This is a genomic window from Arthrobacter sp. TJ-254, from assembly GCF_058269175.1.
Window position 1 is genome coordinate 419,630 of the sequence record NZ_JBZCNF010000004.1, and the last position, 14,993, is coordinate 434,622.

Below are 14,993 nucleotides of genomic sequence, written 5' to 3' on the forward strand. Positions count from 1 at the left end.
GCCCTCCAGAGGAGAACCGGCCTTTACTACCTGGGAACGAGTCCCGCGGTGGGTGCTACTTAATGAACTCGGCGAACTCCTGCTCCAGGACGTGCTTCGGCTTGGCTCCGATTGAGGTAGCAGCGACCTCTCCGCCCTTGAAGACGTATACGGCAGGAATCGAGGTGATTCCGTACTTGGCGGCAATTGCCGGGTTGTCGTCGACGTTCAGCTTTACGACGTCGATCTTCTCGGCGTGCTCGCTGGCGATCGAGTCGAGGATGGGTGAAAGCATCCGACACGGGCCACACCACTCAGCCCAGAAATCAACCATAACCGGTTTGGTTGCCTGAAGGACATCGGCTTCGAAGGAAGCATCGCTTACGTTTTTCGCACTCATGGGTTCTCCTCTATTGGAATTAGACTGAAGCTTTTTCGGAAACGGCTTCCGCCGGAGGCGTGGGCACTGTTGCGGCAGTTGAGGGGACCCCAAGGTCTGCGAGGTAGTGCTCAACATCCATGGCGGCCACCGTGCCCGAGCCGGCGGCGGTGATTGCCTGACGGTAAGTAGGATCGATGACGTCGCCTGCCGCAAAGACGCCCGGCAGCGAGGTCTTGGAGGTGCGCCCGGCGACGGCGATCGTGCCCTCGGGGGTCAGCGTGAGCTGATCCTTGACCAGCTCGATCCTGGGGTCGTTACCAATCGCGACGAACAGGCCGGTGATGTCGAGGTCCTGGGTGGACCCATCGACGGTGCTCTTCAGCTGGAGCCCGGAAACCTTGTCCTGGCCGTGGATTCCCGTGACTTCGAAGTTCCACATGAAGCGGATCTTCTCGTGTGCCAGGGCACGGTCCTGCATGATCTTGGAGGCACGCAGGGTATCGCGGCGGTGGACCACCGTGACGCTGCGGGCAAACTTGGTCAGGAACAGGGCCTCTTCAAGGGCGGAGTCGCCGCCTCCGACGACGGCGATGTCCTGGTTCCCGAAGAAGAATCCGTCACAGGTGGCACACCAGCTGACCCCGCGGCCCGAGAGCCGCTCCTCATCCGCGATCCCCAGCTTGCGGTAGGCGGAGCCCGTGGAAATGATCACCGAGCGTGCGAGGAAGGTTTCCCCGGTCGCGATGACCACTTTCTTAATGTCGCCGGTCAGTTCAACAGACACCACATCTTCGAACAGGATCTCCGTGCCGAAGCGGGCTGCCTGCTTCTCGAAGTTCTCCATCAGTTCGGGGCCCATGATTCCCTCGGGGAATCCCGGATAGTTCTCGACCTCGGTCGTATTCATCAGCTCCCCGCCTGCGGTAACAGAGCTGGCGATGAGCAGGGGCTTCAGGTTGGCCCGTGCAGTGTAGATCGCCGCTGTGTAACCGGACGGACCAGACCCGACGATAATGACATCGTGGACCTTCTCTCCGGCCACGTTTCCGTCTACCGATGCGGTTTGCGTTTGAGTTGTCACGTTTTCAGTGAACCTTCCTGTCTGGGTGCGCACGGGCTGCCGGTAGGCATGGGGCACCGCGGGCTTCTATTCCAACCGAACATGGGCACAGCTTATTCCGCGAACCTCCCCCGGGAGGAGTCCGCGACGCACAACAGGGTGATTTCCGGCAGCGGCAGGGCGGGTTTGACCGTTCGGTCGAGCGTTATTCCCCGCTAGGAGACCGCGATCTCGGCGATCCGCAGGCCCCAAGGGAACTGAGCTTGAATGTTCGAGAGGCGCGGTAGCTGGGTGAAGTTGACAATCACGTACCGTGCGGTGGCCGGCCCCTCGGCGCCATCGGGGACGGGGATGGTGACCGATGGTGCTGTGAACCCGCTCTGGGCGATCTGTTCGGCGCCCTCGAGCGTGGGTTCATCGTTGAGCAGCAGGGCGAAGTTTCCCCCGGTTCCGTTCAACTGGTCGATCTTCACCTCGGAGATCGTCGACTCTTCCTCAAGCTCCACCACAAGTGCCAGGTTCGGGGCGAGGCCACCGAAAGCGTCGTTTGCGTAAACGTAGCTTCCCCAGAATGTCGCGGGGTTTCCATCGATGATCAATGGGAGGCTTGGATCATTCGGAGCATCCAGTTCCTGGTTTCCGGGTACAAGGCGCGTGACTCCGGTGGCGACCGGGGGAACCTTTGTGGGCTCCGGTGCCTCGGTCGCGCTTGGCGCCTCCGTTGGCGCCGCGGGGCCGGCGTCCTGGGTTGCTTCTGCGGAGGGTGAATCAGCGGCAACCGGGTTGCGGAGGCTGCCGAGCTGTGTCGCGGCGAGGACGACGGCGGTAATCAGGAGGACGCCGAGTACCAGACCGACCAGCACCCGGGTGTACTTCCGGTGGCCTTCCCGTGGCTCGTCGTAATCTTCGTTCCCGTAGTCGACGTCGTCGCCACCCTGCGCGGCTTCATAGTCCACCGTGTCGCCGTTGGTGCGTGCTGCAGCAGGGAAGCGGGTGGCAGTGCGGGCCGAGGACGCCGACGCGGCGGAGGCTCCTGCACCTGCAGCTACTGCACCTGCCGCCAGCCCGACGGCTGCCCCGCCTCGCTGACCGGAGGGTGAGGTGCTCGATTCCTCGTCGAGGCGGGTCACCTTGGCATTTCCGGGCCAGCTGCCCTTTTCAGGAGCTGCGGAGGCAGGCGGCGTGCGGGGAGGGGGCGGGACGCTCCGCGACGGCTGAGAGACCTGCTGGACGCCGGTGATCTGCTGACCGGCAGTGTCGGGGACAACGGCCCCTGCGGTGGCTGCGCCGGAACGGCCGAACTTCCGCGACATGTTAGAGAACCGGGAACGGCGCTCGGGGCGGTGCTCCTCGTCGAAGTGATCGTCATTGTCGAAGCTCTCCGGCTCCGTGGAGCGGGCAACACCAAAAATTTCCGACCCAAGCGTATCGGTGAAGAAAGGCTCAATGTACGGAGCGTCCTGCTGGACGATGAGGTCCAGCAGATCGGGGGCCGAGGCGCGGTTCGTCACCAGGTACGTCCCGCCGTCGGTGATCCCCAGATCGAGCACCTGGATGTTTCCCGGGCGCTCACCCGTTGCCACCTCGCGGGCGCTAGCGGCCACCTGGCCGGCGTTCGCTGGGGATGCCACAAGGATACTGACCGGACGGTTGAGTACCTGATCAATACCGTCAAGCACAAGGTCCTTGTCAGCAGATGCCAGCACATAGCCGGTGACCTTGTATCGGCCTCCTAGTACTGAACCGACGTCTACTGCTTCTGGCACGTGTTCCTCCCGCGGAATGCTGGCTGATTTTTACCCATGCTACCGGTCGGCCCGTGGAACCCCGGGTTTTACGTTGACTTCTCTGGATTACTACCCGGAGCGGCGAAACCGCCCGAGCAGCGGGGCAAGGAAGTCGCTGAGCTCCGTCACCTTCAGCACCTTCAGCGCGCCCAGGTAGAGGGGGAGCATCACTGCACCCCCAATCACAAGGACCAGCGCGGCGTGGCCGACGGACTGCCAGACGAAACCATCAGGATCGTAGCCGCCGAAAAGCCAGAGCACCACGGACCCCCCAACGGCGGAGGCGATGCCGGCCAGCGTCAGGCGCACATGCACATCGAAGATATGCCCTGCACCGTATGGACCGAACTTCCGGACGAGGAACCAGTGGCTGACCGCCACGGCGACGGCGTTGCCGACCGAGTAGGCGACCGCCAGCATCGGGACGATGAGCTCCGGCATGAAGGTGCCCGCAGCAAGCGCGAGGCCGACCCCGAGGACTGAAAGCACCAGCTGGATCTTGAGCGGGCTGACGACGTCCTCACTCGCGTAAAAGACCCTGTTGAGGAAGAAGTTGGCGCTCAGGAATGGTGCGCCAAGCGCCAGGATCGAGATGATGACGGCGTTGATGGCCCCGCTTTGGGCGGACCCGCCACTGAAAAGCATGCCCAGCGGGCCGGCCAGGGTGAGCAGGGCGGCGGCCCCGAAGACTGTTGCAACGCCGATGGTCCTCAGCCCGCGGGAGAGGGTTTCCTTCAGTGCTGCGAAATCGTTGTCGGCGTGGGCGGCGGCGAGCTGGTTGAACATCACCGTGGCCAGGGAGACGGCGATCACCGAGTGGGGCAGGACGTACACCAGCGACCCGACCTCAAGGTTCGCCAGACCGGCAATGGGCTGCGGCGGGGTGCGTTGGAGGTATGCCTCCCGCGCCTCGGTGGCGATCGTCGCAACCCACTGGTTGACCAGGTAGAGGCCGTTGCCGATCAGCATCGTGATGATGGTGATCGAGGCCAGTTTGCCTGTCTGTGCGAAGCCCACGCCGCGCCACCCGAAGCGGGGCGTCAGCCCGAGGCCGAGCCTCCGGAGGGGAATGATCAGCACGAGCGCCTGGGCGACGATGCCGAGGGTCGTCCCCCCTGCCAGGAGGAGGGTGTGGGACAACGTCCAGGACTCCGGGGTGTGGCTGACCGCGTGCTCGGTGCCCATGAGCACGATAAAGGCAATGAGGAACCCGATGGAGATGATGTTGTTCACCACGGGCGCCCACATATAGGGCCCGAACGACCCGTTCGCGTTAAGGACCTGGCCGATGATGGCGTAGAGCCCGTAGAAGAAGATCTGGGGCAGGCACCAGTAGGCGAAAGTCGTTACAAGGGCGAGGCGGTCCCCGGACACATTGCTGACCAGATCCGCGATGAAGGGCGCGCCCAGCGTGGCGAGCGCGGTGAGAACGGCGAGGGCACAGACCGCCAGCGTCAGCAGCCTGCTGATGTAGTCGGCGCCGCGGTCCTCATTGCGGCTTGCCCGGATGATCTGTGGAACGAGCACTGCGTTGAAGACCCCGCCGGCAATCATCAGGTAGATGAAGTTCGGAAGGTTGTTCGCAGCAGGAAAGAGGTCCGAAACCTGCCCGAGGGTGCCGATTGCCGTAGCAAGCAGCGCCACCCGGATCAGGCCGAGCAGCCGCGAGACAAGGGTGCCGGCTGCCATGATCGCGCTTGAGCGGGCGGTAGTGTCCGCCGCGGGTCCGGAACGCTCGGTGTCCGGGTCCGCCGGTCCTGACGCCCCGGGTGCCGCGGCAGCGCCGGGCCGGGATCTGGCTGGTGTCACACCGGTGTCCTGGAGGGGAATTGAAGCTGTGTTTGTTTCCGACATCGAGAACTATCGTCTCACTTCAGAGAGTTAGGGGCGTTCCAGGTAGTCGGGAAGGACCTCGCGGGCGAGGTCCGCGATGCGGCGCTCGTTGGGGAAGGAAAGGCGCCGGCCCAGCTCGCTAAGCGGCACCCACGCCACGTCAACGGCCTCATGGTCCGGGTCGTTCTCAATCGTCAGGTTGCCGCCGGTGGCAAGCAGCAGGAAGTGGTGGACGGTCTTATGTACCCGGTGTCCGCTGACAGTGAACCAGTAGTCGATGCTGCCAAGGGCCGTGACGACGTTGCCCTTGATTCCCGTTTCCTCTTCGATTTCCCGGACCGCGGCCTGCTCGCTGTCTTCCTCATTCTCGGGGTGCCCCTTTGGAAGACACCACTCGAGGCGTCCGCCACGGTTCAGGCGGGCGATGATCGCCACGTTCAGCGACCCGGAAGAGGCGTCGACCACGATTCCACCCGCCGAGACTTCCTCCACCGTGGGCAGCTGATGGTGCGGCGCAGGCGTGCCCGCACTACCCATTGACACAGTCAACGGGGTGCGTTTGGGTGCACTTGGAACGGGTCGGTCCATGCAGTCCACTCTAACGATCTTTCAGCACCCACAATGACGGCGCCGGTCGCGCCCGCGCGCGTCGCGACGCCGCCGCCGCCGCCCACAAGACAGATTCGGGCTGGCCGGAAGTGGAGTTTGGGCCTGCGTCTGGCACCCTTAAAGAACTATGGTGCACCCGTTGGAGAATTCGACCCTGACCGCCCCCCTGCCCGCGGTGGTAACCGACCTGGGGGAGCTTTTCAGCGGAGCCGGCTATGAACTGTCCCTCGTTGGAGGTCCGGTCCGCGACCTGTTCCTCGGCAGGATCTCGCCCGACCTCGACTTCACCACCAACGCCGACCCCGACCAGACCCTCGCCGTCGTGCGTCGGTGGGCGGACGCCTACTGGGAGATCGGACGCGCCTTCGGAACGATCGGCCTGCGCAAGGGTGAGCACCAGATTGAAATCACGACCTACCGCGCCGAGGCCTACGACCCTGACTCCCGCAAGCCCACGGTGGCGTTCGGCACAAGCCTTGAAGAAGATCTGTTCCGCCGTGACTTCTCGATCAATGCGATGGCCCTGCGGCTTCCCTCACTGGAGCTTGTGGACCCCTCCGGGGGCGTGAAAGACCTCCACGCTGGGCTGCTGCGCACCCCCGGCGCCCCGTCGTCGTCATTCTCCGATGACCCGCTGCGCATGATGCGCGCCGCACGGTTCGCTTCCCAGCTCGGCGTGAGGGTGGACCCCAAAGTGGCGGCGGCGATGTCGAACATGGCCGAGCGGATCAGCATCATTTCCGCCGAGCGGGTGCGCGATGAACTGGTGAAGCTCATCAACGGCGCCGAGCCTGCCCGTGGAATCGACCTGCTTGTCGAAACCGGCCTCGCCGACCATGTCCTGCCCGAGGTTGCCGCACTGCGCCTTGAAGTCGACGAGCACCACCGCCACAAGGACGTCTACCAGCATTCGCTCAAGGTCCTTGAACAGGCCTGCAGCCTCGAGACCGGTGCTGAGGGTCCCGTTCCCAGCCCAGACTTCGTGCTGCGGTTCGCGGCGCTGATGCACGACGTCGGGAAGCCCGCCACCCGCCGGTTCGAGACTAACGGCGTGGTGAGCTTCCGCCACCACGACGCCGTCGGGGCGAAACTGACGGCCAAGCGCATGCGCACCCTGCGCTTCGACAACGACACGGTCAAGGCCGTGTCACGGCTGGTCGAGCTCCACATGCGCTTCTACGGCTACGGGGAGGCCGGCTGGACGGATTCCGCGGTACGCCGCTATGTCAACGACGCCGGTCCGCTGCTCGAGCGCCTCCACCGGCTGACGCGCTCGGACGTCACGACGAGGAATCGGCGCAAGGCCGAGAGGCTTGCCTTTGCCTACGACGACCTCGAGGACCGGATCGCAGTCCTCGCGGAGCAGGAGGAACTGGCTGCCATCCGACCGGACCTCGACGGGCAGCAGATCATGGACCTGCTTGGCATCCGTCCCGGACCGGTAGTTGGACGTGCTTACCGGTATCTTTTGGAGGAACGCATGGAAAACGGCCCTCTTGGCGCCGGGGCCGCCGAAGCAAGGCTGCGGCTGTGGTGGTCGGAGCAGCCCGAATCCCAGGAGGACCCAGCATGAGCCCGCTCACAGGTGCAGCAAGCCCGGATCTTACCGCCGCCGGAACGCCGCTGCCGCGGCTGTGGCTCCTCCGGCATGGGGAGACGGAATGGTCGAGGGACGGCAACTACACCGGACTGACCGACATTCCGCTGACCCCCGGCGGCGAGGACCAGGCCAGGGAGGCAAGCCGCCACCTGAAGGGGATCGATTTCGACCTGGTGATGACTTCGCCCCTCCAGCGGGCCCGGCGGACAGCTGAACTTGCCGGATTCCCCGAGGCCGAGGTGGTGCCTCATGCCCACGAGTGGGACTACGGAGACAACGAGGGCAGGAACAGCGCCCAGGTGCGCCGGGAAAATCCCGATTACCTGATCTGGAAGGACGGGGCGCCCAACGGGGAATCGCTGGCACAGGTCGCAGAGCGGGCGGACCGCATCATTGCCCGCGTCCAGGCAGGCTGCGGGACACCGGCGGACCCGGACCCCACGGCGCGGCCGGTCCAGAACGCGCTGCTCGTGGCTCACGGGCATTTCCTTCGGGTCGTCGCAGCACGCTGGCTGGAATTCCAGGCCCTTGAGGGGCGGCGCTTCGTGCTCGGCACGGCGGCCGTGTGCGCGCTCGGCTGGGACAAACGCACCCCAGCGATTGTGTACTGGAACCTGTAAACCTGATTCCCCGATTTTTTTCCGACTAATTTCGTTAAAGCACTATGCGGGCAGCACCGTGGTGCTGTAGTTTTTATTCCGTAGTTCTTGAACGTTCCGAATGGGCAACGGCCCGGGGATGCAGACTGCCGTATCTATTGTTGTACGACCGGACAGGAGGTGGGATTGTGTATATCACTCTAAGCGGCATCATGGCCGGAGGCGTCCTTCCCGCCGTCGCCGTCCGCCCGCGCCTCAGCGCTTAGCCGACGGCCCCGGGGCGATACCCCGCCGCTGAACCCTCCCGCCGCGCTTTCGGATGAGCCGGCCTCCGGTTGACCCGGCTTATTCCTTTTATGGCATTCGTCGCATCTCGACGAAATAGCTCCCATTCTGCGTTCCGAAAGATAGTCATGCCCAATTCCCAGCCCCTTGCTGATTCTTTGCCGGTGAAATCACCGGATCCTTTTGATAAATCACCTCAAAGCCCCCGCGGGGAATTCCTTATGGCGGGGTCACTAAGCCGTCCGGCGCCATCGGCGGATGCTCCGCCCATCGGGGAGGACAACCGGCCCCCGGATCCCGAGGACCGCCCCGGGGCGGTGCCGGGGTTCCACCGGCGGAAGGAGATCCGGTCGCTGCTTTTCCGGATGCGGACCGGCATCTTTGTCTGGCACCGGGTCCGGACCCAGCGCGTCGACGAGGCATGGGATGGAGCGCAACGCTTCGTCCTCCCGCAGCACACCATGTACATCAAGTGACTGGTTCATCCACGTTGCCTCCGCCTCGCCGACCGCTGACCCGGGCCGGTTCAGGTCCGGCCCAGGGAGCCCGCGCCGCCGCACGGTGCGGGCTCCCTGCATAAGCGGCATCGGGCACTCGCCGCGTCCCGCGCTGTGCTCCTGGCGCCCACGCGGAATGGGACACCGCCTCCCGGCGTTATATGGTTTCAAGCGGATCGAGCGCACTGCCTGTGCCGATCGCGGGGAGAGGAGATGGCATGCCCCCGGTAAGACGCGTGGCAATGTTGTCCCTGCATACCTCGCCGTTGACCCAGCCGGGGGCCGGTGACGCCGGGGGAATGAACGTCTACGTCCGCTCTGTTGCCCTGCAGTTGGCCGAGGTCGGCGTTGAGGTGGAGATCTTCACCCGTGAGGCGGGCGAGGGTCGCCCCGAGCGTGAACACATTGCCGACGGCGTGAGCGTTCACCACCTGAAGGCCGGGCCCAGCCGGCGGATCCCCAAGGAAGCCCTCCCAGGGCTTGCGGGCAATTTCGCCAGCGCCATGACCGAGGTGGCGGGCCTCCTCGCCGATGGGCACTTCGATGTCCTCCATTCCCACTACTGGGTTTCGGGAGCCGTGGGCCTGACGGTGGGCCGCAACCTCAACCTTCCGCTCGTCCACTCGATGCACACCATGGCGAAGGTAAAAAACCTTCATATGAAGAGCCTCGGCACGCCGGAACCCCTCGTGCGGGTGCGGGGCGAGCAGGCTGTCGTCGACGGCGCTGCGCGGCTGATCGCCAACACCACAACTGAGGCGTCGGAACTCGAGTCGCTTTACGGGGCGTCCCCGGACCGGATCGACGTCGTCGCTCCCGGTGTGGACCTGGAAATCTTCAACTCCGCCGCACGCGGCCGCTCGCGGGAACTGCTCGCCTTCCCCCCAGGGGCCTTCCACGTGGTCTTCGCCGGACGCATCCAGAAACTCAAGGGCCCGCAGGTGCTCGTGGCCGCCGTGCGCGACCTCGCCGCCCGCAGGCCGGACATTCCCCTGATGGTGAGCATTTTGGGCTCCGGCAGCGGCTCGGAAGCGCTGCAGCTCCAACCGATGATCGATGAGGCAGGCCTTCACGACACCGTGCGGCTCTACCCGCCCGTGTCGGCGGTGCAGCTGGCCCACTGGTTCCGCTCCGCCGACGTGGTTGCCATGCCTTCCTTCAGCGAATCCTTCGGCCTCGTCGCCCTCGAGGCCCAGGCCTGCGGCACACCCGTCCTCGCCGCCAGGGTGGGCGGCCTGCCCAAGGCCGTGAGCGACGGTCGGACCGGTCTTCTCCTTGAAGGGCACTCGGCGCGCGAATGGTCGGGAGCGCTTGAGAGACTCTTCGATGACCGGGTGCTGCGGGAATCCCTCGGCCGGGCAGCGGCGGTGCACGCTCTTGCGTTCGGCTGGCAGCGGACGGCGCTGCTCACGGCGCAGTCCTACCGGAGCGCGATCGAGCATTTCGAGACGGCGTCAGTGAGGTGAGCCGCGGCGCCCCTAGGATGGGACGGTGGATTCTTTCGAGCTCGCCCAATACCTCAACGACGTCCGGATCACCGGCGAAGTAGCCACCCCGCGCCAGGACAACCTGCGCCACATGCGCCTGTTCCTCGAGGGCAACGAGCACCTCGAGTTCGGGGTGCGCACCACCCGGGAGTGGACCTTCGACGAGGTTTTCGACCTGATGCACGAACGGGTCGGAACGAGCGCGGACCGTGAACACACCGTCGGCCAGGACACAATCGATGCCGCGAAGTGCGTGGCAGCCCTCGACCGGTTCGCCGACCGCCTTGGCCGCGCGGTCGAGGCGAAGGAAAGCATCCTTTTCGCCACCGGCCACCCCGCCGGCCTCCTTCCCGTGCATGCCGCGCTCGCTGCCGCCGCGGAACGGTCCGGAGCCCACGTGGTGCAGCTGCCCGGAGGCGCCCGCTTCCGGGAGGGAGACATCCGCCAGGTGTGCTCGGTGCTTGCCTGGCACCAGCACGGAGGGCTCATGCACACCCACTTCCCCGAGCCGATGCGCCTGAGCCTGGCCCAACTTGAGGCGAGCGGCGCCGCGGCCCCCGACCTGGTTGTCGCCGACCACGGGTGGGCCGGCCATGCGGCAAGCGTGGGGATCCCGGCCTTGGGCTTCGCCGACTGCAACGACCCTGGTCTGTTCATCTCCGAGGCCGAAGGGCAGCTCGAGGTGGCCGTTCCCCTCGACGACAACGTACAGCCGGGCCTCTACGCGCCGATGACGCAGTACATCCTCGAGAACGCCGGGCTTTCCTGAGGTTCGACCCGGCGGCTGATACGTTGACCCTATGAGCGACCTGGAGATTGCGAGAAACGCCGCGATCCGCCCCATAGAGGAAATAGCCGACGCCGCAGGGGTGCCACGCAGCGCCCTTGAACCCTACGGCCGGTACAAGGCGAAGATCGATCCCGCCCGGCTGGGCCCCGGGTCCGGCCGCACTCCCGGGCGGGTGGTGCTCGTCAGCGCCATGAGCCCCACGCCGGCCGGCGAGGGGAAGTCGACGTGCACCGTCGGCCTCGCCGACTCGCTGGCGCGGGCCGGACAGCGGGTGATGATCGCGCTGCGCGAGCCCTCCCTCGGTCCGGTTCTGGGAAGCAAGGGCGGAGCGACCGGCGGCGGGTATTCACAGGTCCTGCCGATGGATGAGATCAACCTCCACTTCACCGGGGACTTCCATGCCATCACCTCGGCGAACAACGCGCTCGCGGCGCTGATCGACAACTCGATTCACCAGGGAAACCCCCTCAACCTTGATCCGCGCAGGATCACCCTGCGCCGGGTGCTGGACATGAACGACAGGGCCCTCCGGGACGTCGTCATCGGTCTGGGCGGACCGGCCGAGGGCACCCCCCGGCAGGACGGCTTCGACATCACCGTCGCCTCGGAGGTCATGGCCGTATTCTGCCTCGCCACCGACATCGCCGACCTCAAGGACCGCCTGTCGCGCATCACCTTCGGTTACACCTACGACCGGCGCCCCGTCACCGTGGGTGAGCTGGGAGCCGAGGGGGTGCTCACCCTGCTCCTCAAGGACGCAATCAAGCCGAACCTCGTCCAGACCATCGCGGGCACTCCCGCCCTGATCCATGGCGGCCCGTTCGCCAACATCGCGCATGGCTGCAACTCCGTCATCGCCACGCAGACGGCACGGAGCCTTGCCGACATCGTCGTCACCGAGGCGGGATTCGGCGCCGACCTTGGCGCCGAGAAATTCATGGACATCAAGGCGCGCGTCGCCGACGTCGCCCCCGCCGCCGTGGTGATCGTCGCGACGATCCGCGCGCTCAAGATGCACGGCGGTGTCGCCAAGGACAATCTCAGCTCGCCCGACACCGCCGCGCTGGCGGCGGGCAGCGCAAACCTGCTGCGCCACGTGCGGAACGTCGAGAAGTTCGGCATCTCGCCCGTCGTCGCCATCAACCGGTTCGGAACGGACAGCCAGGACGAGCTCGACTGGCTGATGCAATGGTGCGCCTCGGAGGGAATCGACGCCGCGGTCGCCGACGTGTGGGGTGCCGGAGGGGGCGGCCCAGGCGGGGACGACCTTGCTGCGGCCGTCCTTGCCGCACTGGACCGGAAGACCGATTTCCAGCACCTGTACGAGCTTGACCTGCCGGTTGAAGAGAAGATCCGCGTCATCGTCCGGGAGGTGTACGGGGCGGCAGGCGTCGATTTCTCCGTCCCGGCGCTGCGCCGCCTTGCCGAGATCGAGGCGAACGGGTGGGGCGACCTCCCGGTCTGCATGGCGAAGACCCAGTATTCCTTCTCCGACGATGCGGCGAAGCTCGGCGCGCCGAGCGGGTTCACGGTGCATGTGCGCGACCTCATTCCCAAGACGGGGGCCGGTTTCATCGTCGCGTTGACCGGAGCCATCATGACGATGCCGGGCCTGCCCCGGGAGCCGGCGGCGCTGCGCATGGACGTCGACGCAGGCGGCAACGCCGTCGGTCTTTTCTGAGCCTGCCCGCGCTCAGCGCCGCTGCACGCTGAGTGTGCGCGTCCTGCCGGGCCGGACCGACAGATACGCTGCGGCCACGGCGCATCCGGCCAGGACGACGGCTGCGGCGGCGGTTGCCGGGTCGGACACGAGCAGCCGGGGAATCAGCCGCCCGGGAACCGCCGCCGCGAAAACGAAGGCGATGAGGATGCCGAGGTAGCTGCCCACCATGTTGAACCGATGGGCCGTGATGTTGCGGCGGAGGGCGGCAACGACGCCGAGGGTCACCGTGACGAGGGTGAAGGCGGAAAGCCCGTGCAGCCAGGTGAAGTGCCCCTCGGACACTATCCAGAAACTGCTCAGGCACACGTAGTACATCCCGGCGACCCAGGTGCCGCCGAGGATCCGATGCGTGCGGTCGCGGCGCGGCCGAAAGATGTTCACCGGTCCCAGCAGCAGCACGTAGAGCGCGGCAAGAGCGTGACTGGCAATGAGCGGATTCCATTCCATGCCGATAGGATAGTTCCACTATCCTTGCGTGTATATCAGGATAGTCCGGGGCTTCTCCGCTATCCCGGCAGGCCACACCGCAGCAGGGAGGCGTCATTGCAGCTCAGTGAACTCAGCAGCGCTTCGGGGGTCAGCGCGGCGAGCATCAAGTTCTACCTGCGCACCGGGCTGCTCCAGCCCGGGGAGCGGGTCCGTCCGACCCTTGCCAGCTATGACGAGCGGCATCTTGTGCGGCTGCGGCTGATCCAGGGCCTGCGCCGCGTCGTGGGCCTTGGCCTTGACGAGATCGCGGTCATCGTCGCGGCGGCGGACGCCTCGGACGGCTCACCCGAGCACACCCTGAACCTGCTGGGCACGGTCCAGTCGATTGTGCTCGGCCTCCGGGGGCCGGAGGTGCTTTCCGCCGCCGGCGATGCGGTGCTTGCCGAACAGGGCTGGCCCGACGAGCCAAGCGACGCACGCAACGCGTTCAACGCCCACCTCGCGGCGATGTCGGCGGCCGGCGTGACGGTCAGTCCGGAAACCCTTCGGACCTATGCCGCGGCGGTCGACGCCGTCGCGGAACTCGACCTGGCGGCGACCGACGCGAAGTCATCGCTCGACGAGCAGATCCTTACCGCCGCCGTCGGAATGCACATGCATGGCCAGCTGCTCCTGAAGCTGCTGGCACTGGCGCAGGCCAGCCATGCATTCCGACGCTACGGCGGCGGCTAGGCGTCGAGGTCGCCGCGGATAAACGCCTCGACCTTCTCGTGGGCGATATCGTCGGCGAACTGCACCGGCGGGGATTTCATGAAGTAGCTCGATGCCGAGAGGATCGGTCCGCCGATGCCGCGGTCCATCGCGATCTTCGCAGCCCGGATCGCGTCGATGATGACCCCGGCCGAGTTCGGTGAATCCCAGACCTCGAGCTTGTATTCAAGCGAGACCGGGGCATCGCCGAAGTTGCGGCCTTCGAGGCGGACGAACGCCCACTTACGGTCATCGAGCCAGGCGACGTAGTCGGAGGGGCCGATGTGGACGTCGTCGGCATGAAGCTCAGCCTTGACGTTGGAGGTGACGGCCTGGGTCTTCGAGATCTTCTTCGACTCCAGGCGGTCCCGCTCAAGCATGTTCTTGAAGTCCATGTTGCCGCCGACATTGAGCTGGTACGTGCGGTCAAGCGTGACCCCGCGGTCCTCGAACAGCTTGGCCATGACGCGGTGGGTGATCGTGGCGCCGATCTGGCTCTTAATGTCATCCCCGACGATCGGAACACCGGCGGCCGTGAACTTGTCGGCCCACTCCTTGGTGCCGGCGATGAACACGGGCAGGGCGTTCACGAAGGCGACACCGGCATCGATGGCGCACTGGGCATAGTACTTCGCGGCGTGCTCCGAGCCGACGGGGAGGTAACAGACGAGCACGTCGGCCTTGGTCGCCTTGAGCTGGCCGACGATGTCGACGGGCTCTTCGTCGGATTCGACGATTGTCTCGCGGTAGTACTTGCCCAGGCCGTCGAGGGTGTGTCCGCGCTGGACGATCACGCCGGTCGGCGGGACGTCGGCGATCTTGATTGTGTTGTTCTCGCTGGCACCGATCGCCTCGGCGAGATCGTGCCCCACCTTCTTGCCGTCGACATCGAAGGCGGCGACGAACTTGACGTCACTGACGTGGTACTTGCCGAACTCGACGTGCATCAGGCCTGGGATCTTCCCCGAAGGGTCGGCATCCCGGTAATAGTGCACGCCCTGGACCAGGGATGCGGCACAATTGCCGACGCCGATAATTGCGACCCGGATAGGGTTAGTTCCCACAGTTCTCCTCAAAAGCCTGATGAAGTTGGTCGGCCCGGCCAGACCTGCGTTCGAAGTCCCGGGCAGAGAGTTCCCAGTCTACGTCCATTCCGGCGTGCGGGCCTGAAGTTCTCCGCCCC

Annotated in this window: 14 protein-coding genes; 7 read left to right on the forward strand and 7 right to left on the reverse strand. The window is 65.7% G+C overall.

Annotated elements, in window-relative coordinates:
- Window positions 1–55: 55 nt before the first annotated feature.
- The 5 genes from trxA to AC4D14_RS13525 all read right to left on the reverse strand — a co-directional run bounded on the left by trxA (window position 56) and on the right by AC4D14_RS13525 (window position 5,629).
- Complete coding sequence (trxA, locus tag AC4D14_RS13505; RefSeq protein WP_490903097.1) at window positions 56–379, reverse strand: thioredoxin; 324 nt, start codon at window positions 377–379, stop codon at window positions 56–58.
- 19 nt (window positions 380–398) lie between these two features.
- On the reverse strand, window positions 399–1,442 hold the full coding sequence (gene trxB / locus AC4D14_RS13510) for a thioredoxin-disulfide reductase (RefSeq protein ID WP_490903099.1): 1,044 nt from the start codon (window positions 1,440–1,442) through the stop codon (window positions 399–401).
- A gap of 194 nt (window positions 1,443–1,636) precedes the next feature.
- Window positions 1,637–3,187, reverse strand: a complete 1,551-nt coding sequence (locus tag AC4D14_RS13515; RefSeq protein ID WP_490903101.1) for an ABC transporter substrate-binding protein — start codon at window positions 3,185–3,187, stop codon at window positions 1,637–1,639.
- A gap of 90 nt (window positions 3,188–3,277) precedes the next feature.
- The gene (gene murJ, locus AC4D14_RS13520; RefSeq protein WP_490903102.1) at window positions 3,278–5,017 is read right to left on the reverse strand and encodes a murein biosynthesis integral membrane protein MurJ; all 1,740 of its coding nucleotides are present in this window, start codon (window positions 5,015–5,017) and stop codon (window positions 3,278–3,280) included.
- 72 nt (window positions 5,018–5,089) lie between these two features.
- The gene (locus AC4D14_RS13525) at window positions 5,090–5,629 is read right to left on the reverse strand and encodes an NUDIX hydrolase (RefSeq protein ID WP_490903104.1); all 540 of its coding nucleotides are present in this window, start codon (window positions 5,627–5,629) and stop codon (window positions 5,090–5,092) included.
- Window positions 5,630–5,777: 148 nt separating this feature from the next.
- On the opposite strand from AC4D14_RS13525, the gene AC4D14_RS13530 reads away from it, so the two are divergent.
- From AC4D14_RS13530 to AC4D14_RS13555, 6 genes are all read left to right on the forward strand, one after another.
- Window positions 5,778–7,223, forward strand: coding sequence for a CCA tRNA nucleotidyltransferase (locus AC4D14_RS13530; RefSeq protein WP_490903105.1), 1,446 nt, complete (start codon window positions 5,778–5,780; stop codon window positions 7,221–7,223).
- Complete coding sequence (locus AC4D14_RS13535; protein ID WP_490903106.1) at window positions 7,220–7,870, forward strand: histidine phosphatase family protein; 651 nt, start codon at window positions 7,220–7,222, stop codon at window positions 7,868–7,870. The genes AC4D14_RS13530 and AC4D14_RS13535 overlap by 4 nt, the downstream gene beginning before the upstream one ends.
- A gap of 485 nt (window positions 7,871–8,355) precedes the next feature.
- Window positions 8,356–8,610 carry a hypothetical protein gene (locus tag AC4D14_RS13540; RefSeq protein ID WP_490903107.1) on the forward strand — a complete coding sequence of 85 codons (255 nt, stop codon included), beginning with the start codon at window positions 8,356–8,358 and terminating at the stop codon, window positions 8,608–8,610.
- Between the two features lie 239 nt (window positions 8,611–8,849).
- The gene (gene mshA, locus AC4D14_RS13545; protein WP_490903109.1) at window positions 8,850–10,097 is read left to right on the forward strand and encodes a D-inositol-3-phosphate glycosyltransferase; all 1,248 of its coding nucleotides are present in this window, start codon (window positions 8,850–8,852) and stop codon (window positions 10,095–10,097) included.
- A 25-nt stretch (window positions 10,098–10,122) separates the two neighbouring features.
- Window positions 10,123–10,887 (forward strand): phosphatase, encoded by a 765-nt coding sequence (locus AC4D14_RS13550; protein WP_490903110.1) that lies wholly within the window; start codon window positions 10,123–10,125, stop codon window positions 10,885–10,887.
- Between the two features lie 31 nt (window positions 10,888–10,918).
- Window positions 10,919–12,589, forward strand: a complete 1,671-nt coding sequence (locus tag AC4D14_RS13555; RefSeq protein ID WP_490903111.1) for a formate--tetrahydrofolate ligase — start codon at window positions 10,919–10,921, stop codon at window positions 12,587–12,589.
- A 12-nt stretch (window positions 12,590–12,601) separates the two neighbouring features.
- Here AC4D14_RS13555 and AC4D14_RS13560 read toward each other — a convergent pair whose 3' ends face one another.
- Window positions 12,602–13,078, reverse strand: coding sequence for a DUF2306 domain-containing protein (locus tag AC4D14_RS13560; protein ID WP_490903113.1), 477 nt, complete (start codon window positions 13,076–13,078; stop codon window positions 12,602–12,604).
- A 96-nt stretch (window positions 13,079–13,174) separates the two neighbouring features.
- Between AC4D14_RS13560 and AC4D14_RS13565 the strand changes: the two genes are divergently transcribed.
- Window positions 13,175–13,792 carry a MerR family transcriptional regulator gene (locus tag AC4D14_RS13565; RefSeq protein WP_490903114.1) on the forward strand — a complete coding sequence of 206 codons (618 nt, stop codon included), beginning with the start codon at window positions 13,175–13,177 and terminating at the stop codon, window positions 13,790–13,792.
- On the opposite strand, the gene AC4D14_RS13570 is transcribed toward AC4D14_RS13565, so the two are convergent.
- Window positions 13,789–14,874, reverse strand: coding sequence for an inositol-3-phosphate synthase (locus AC4D14_RS13570; protein ID WP_490903115.1), 1,086 nt, complete (start codon window positions 14,872–14,874; stop codon window positions 13,789–13,791). The two genes, AC4D14_RS13565 and AC4D14_RS13570, sit on opposite strands and share 4 nt — an antisense overlap.
- Between the last annotated feature and the right edge of the window lie 119 nt (window positions 14,875–14,993).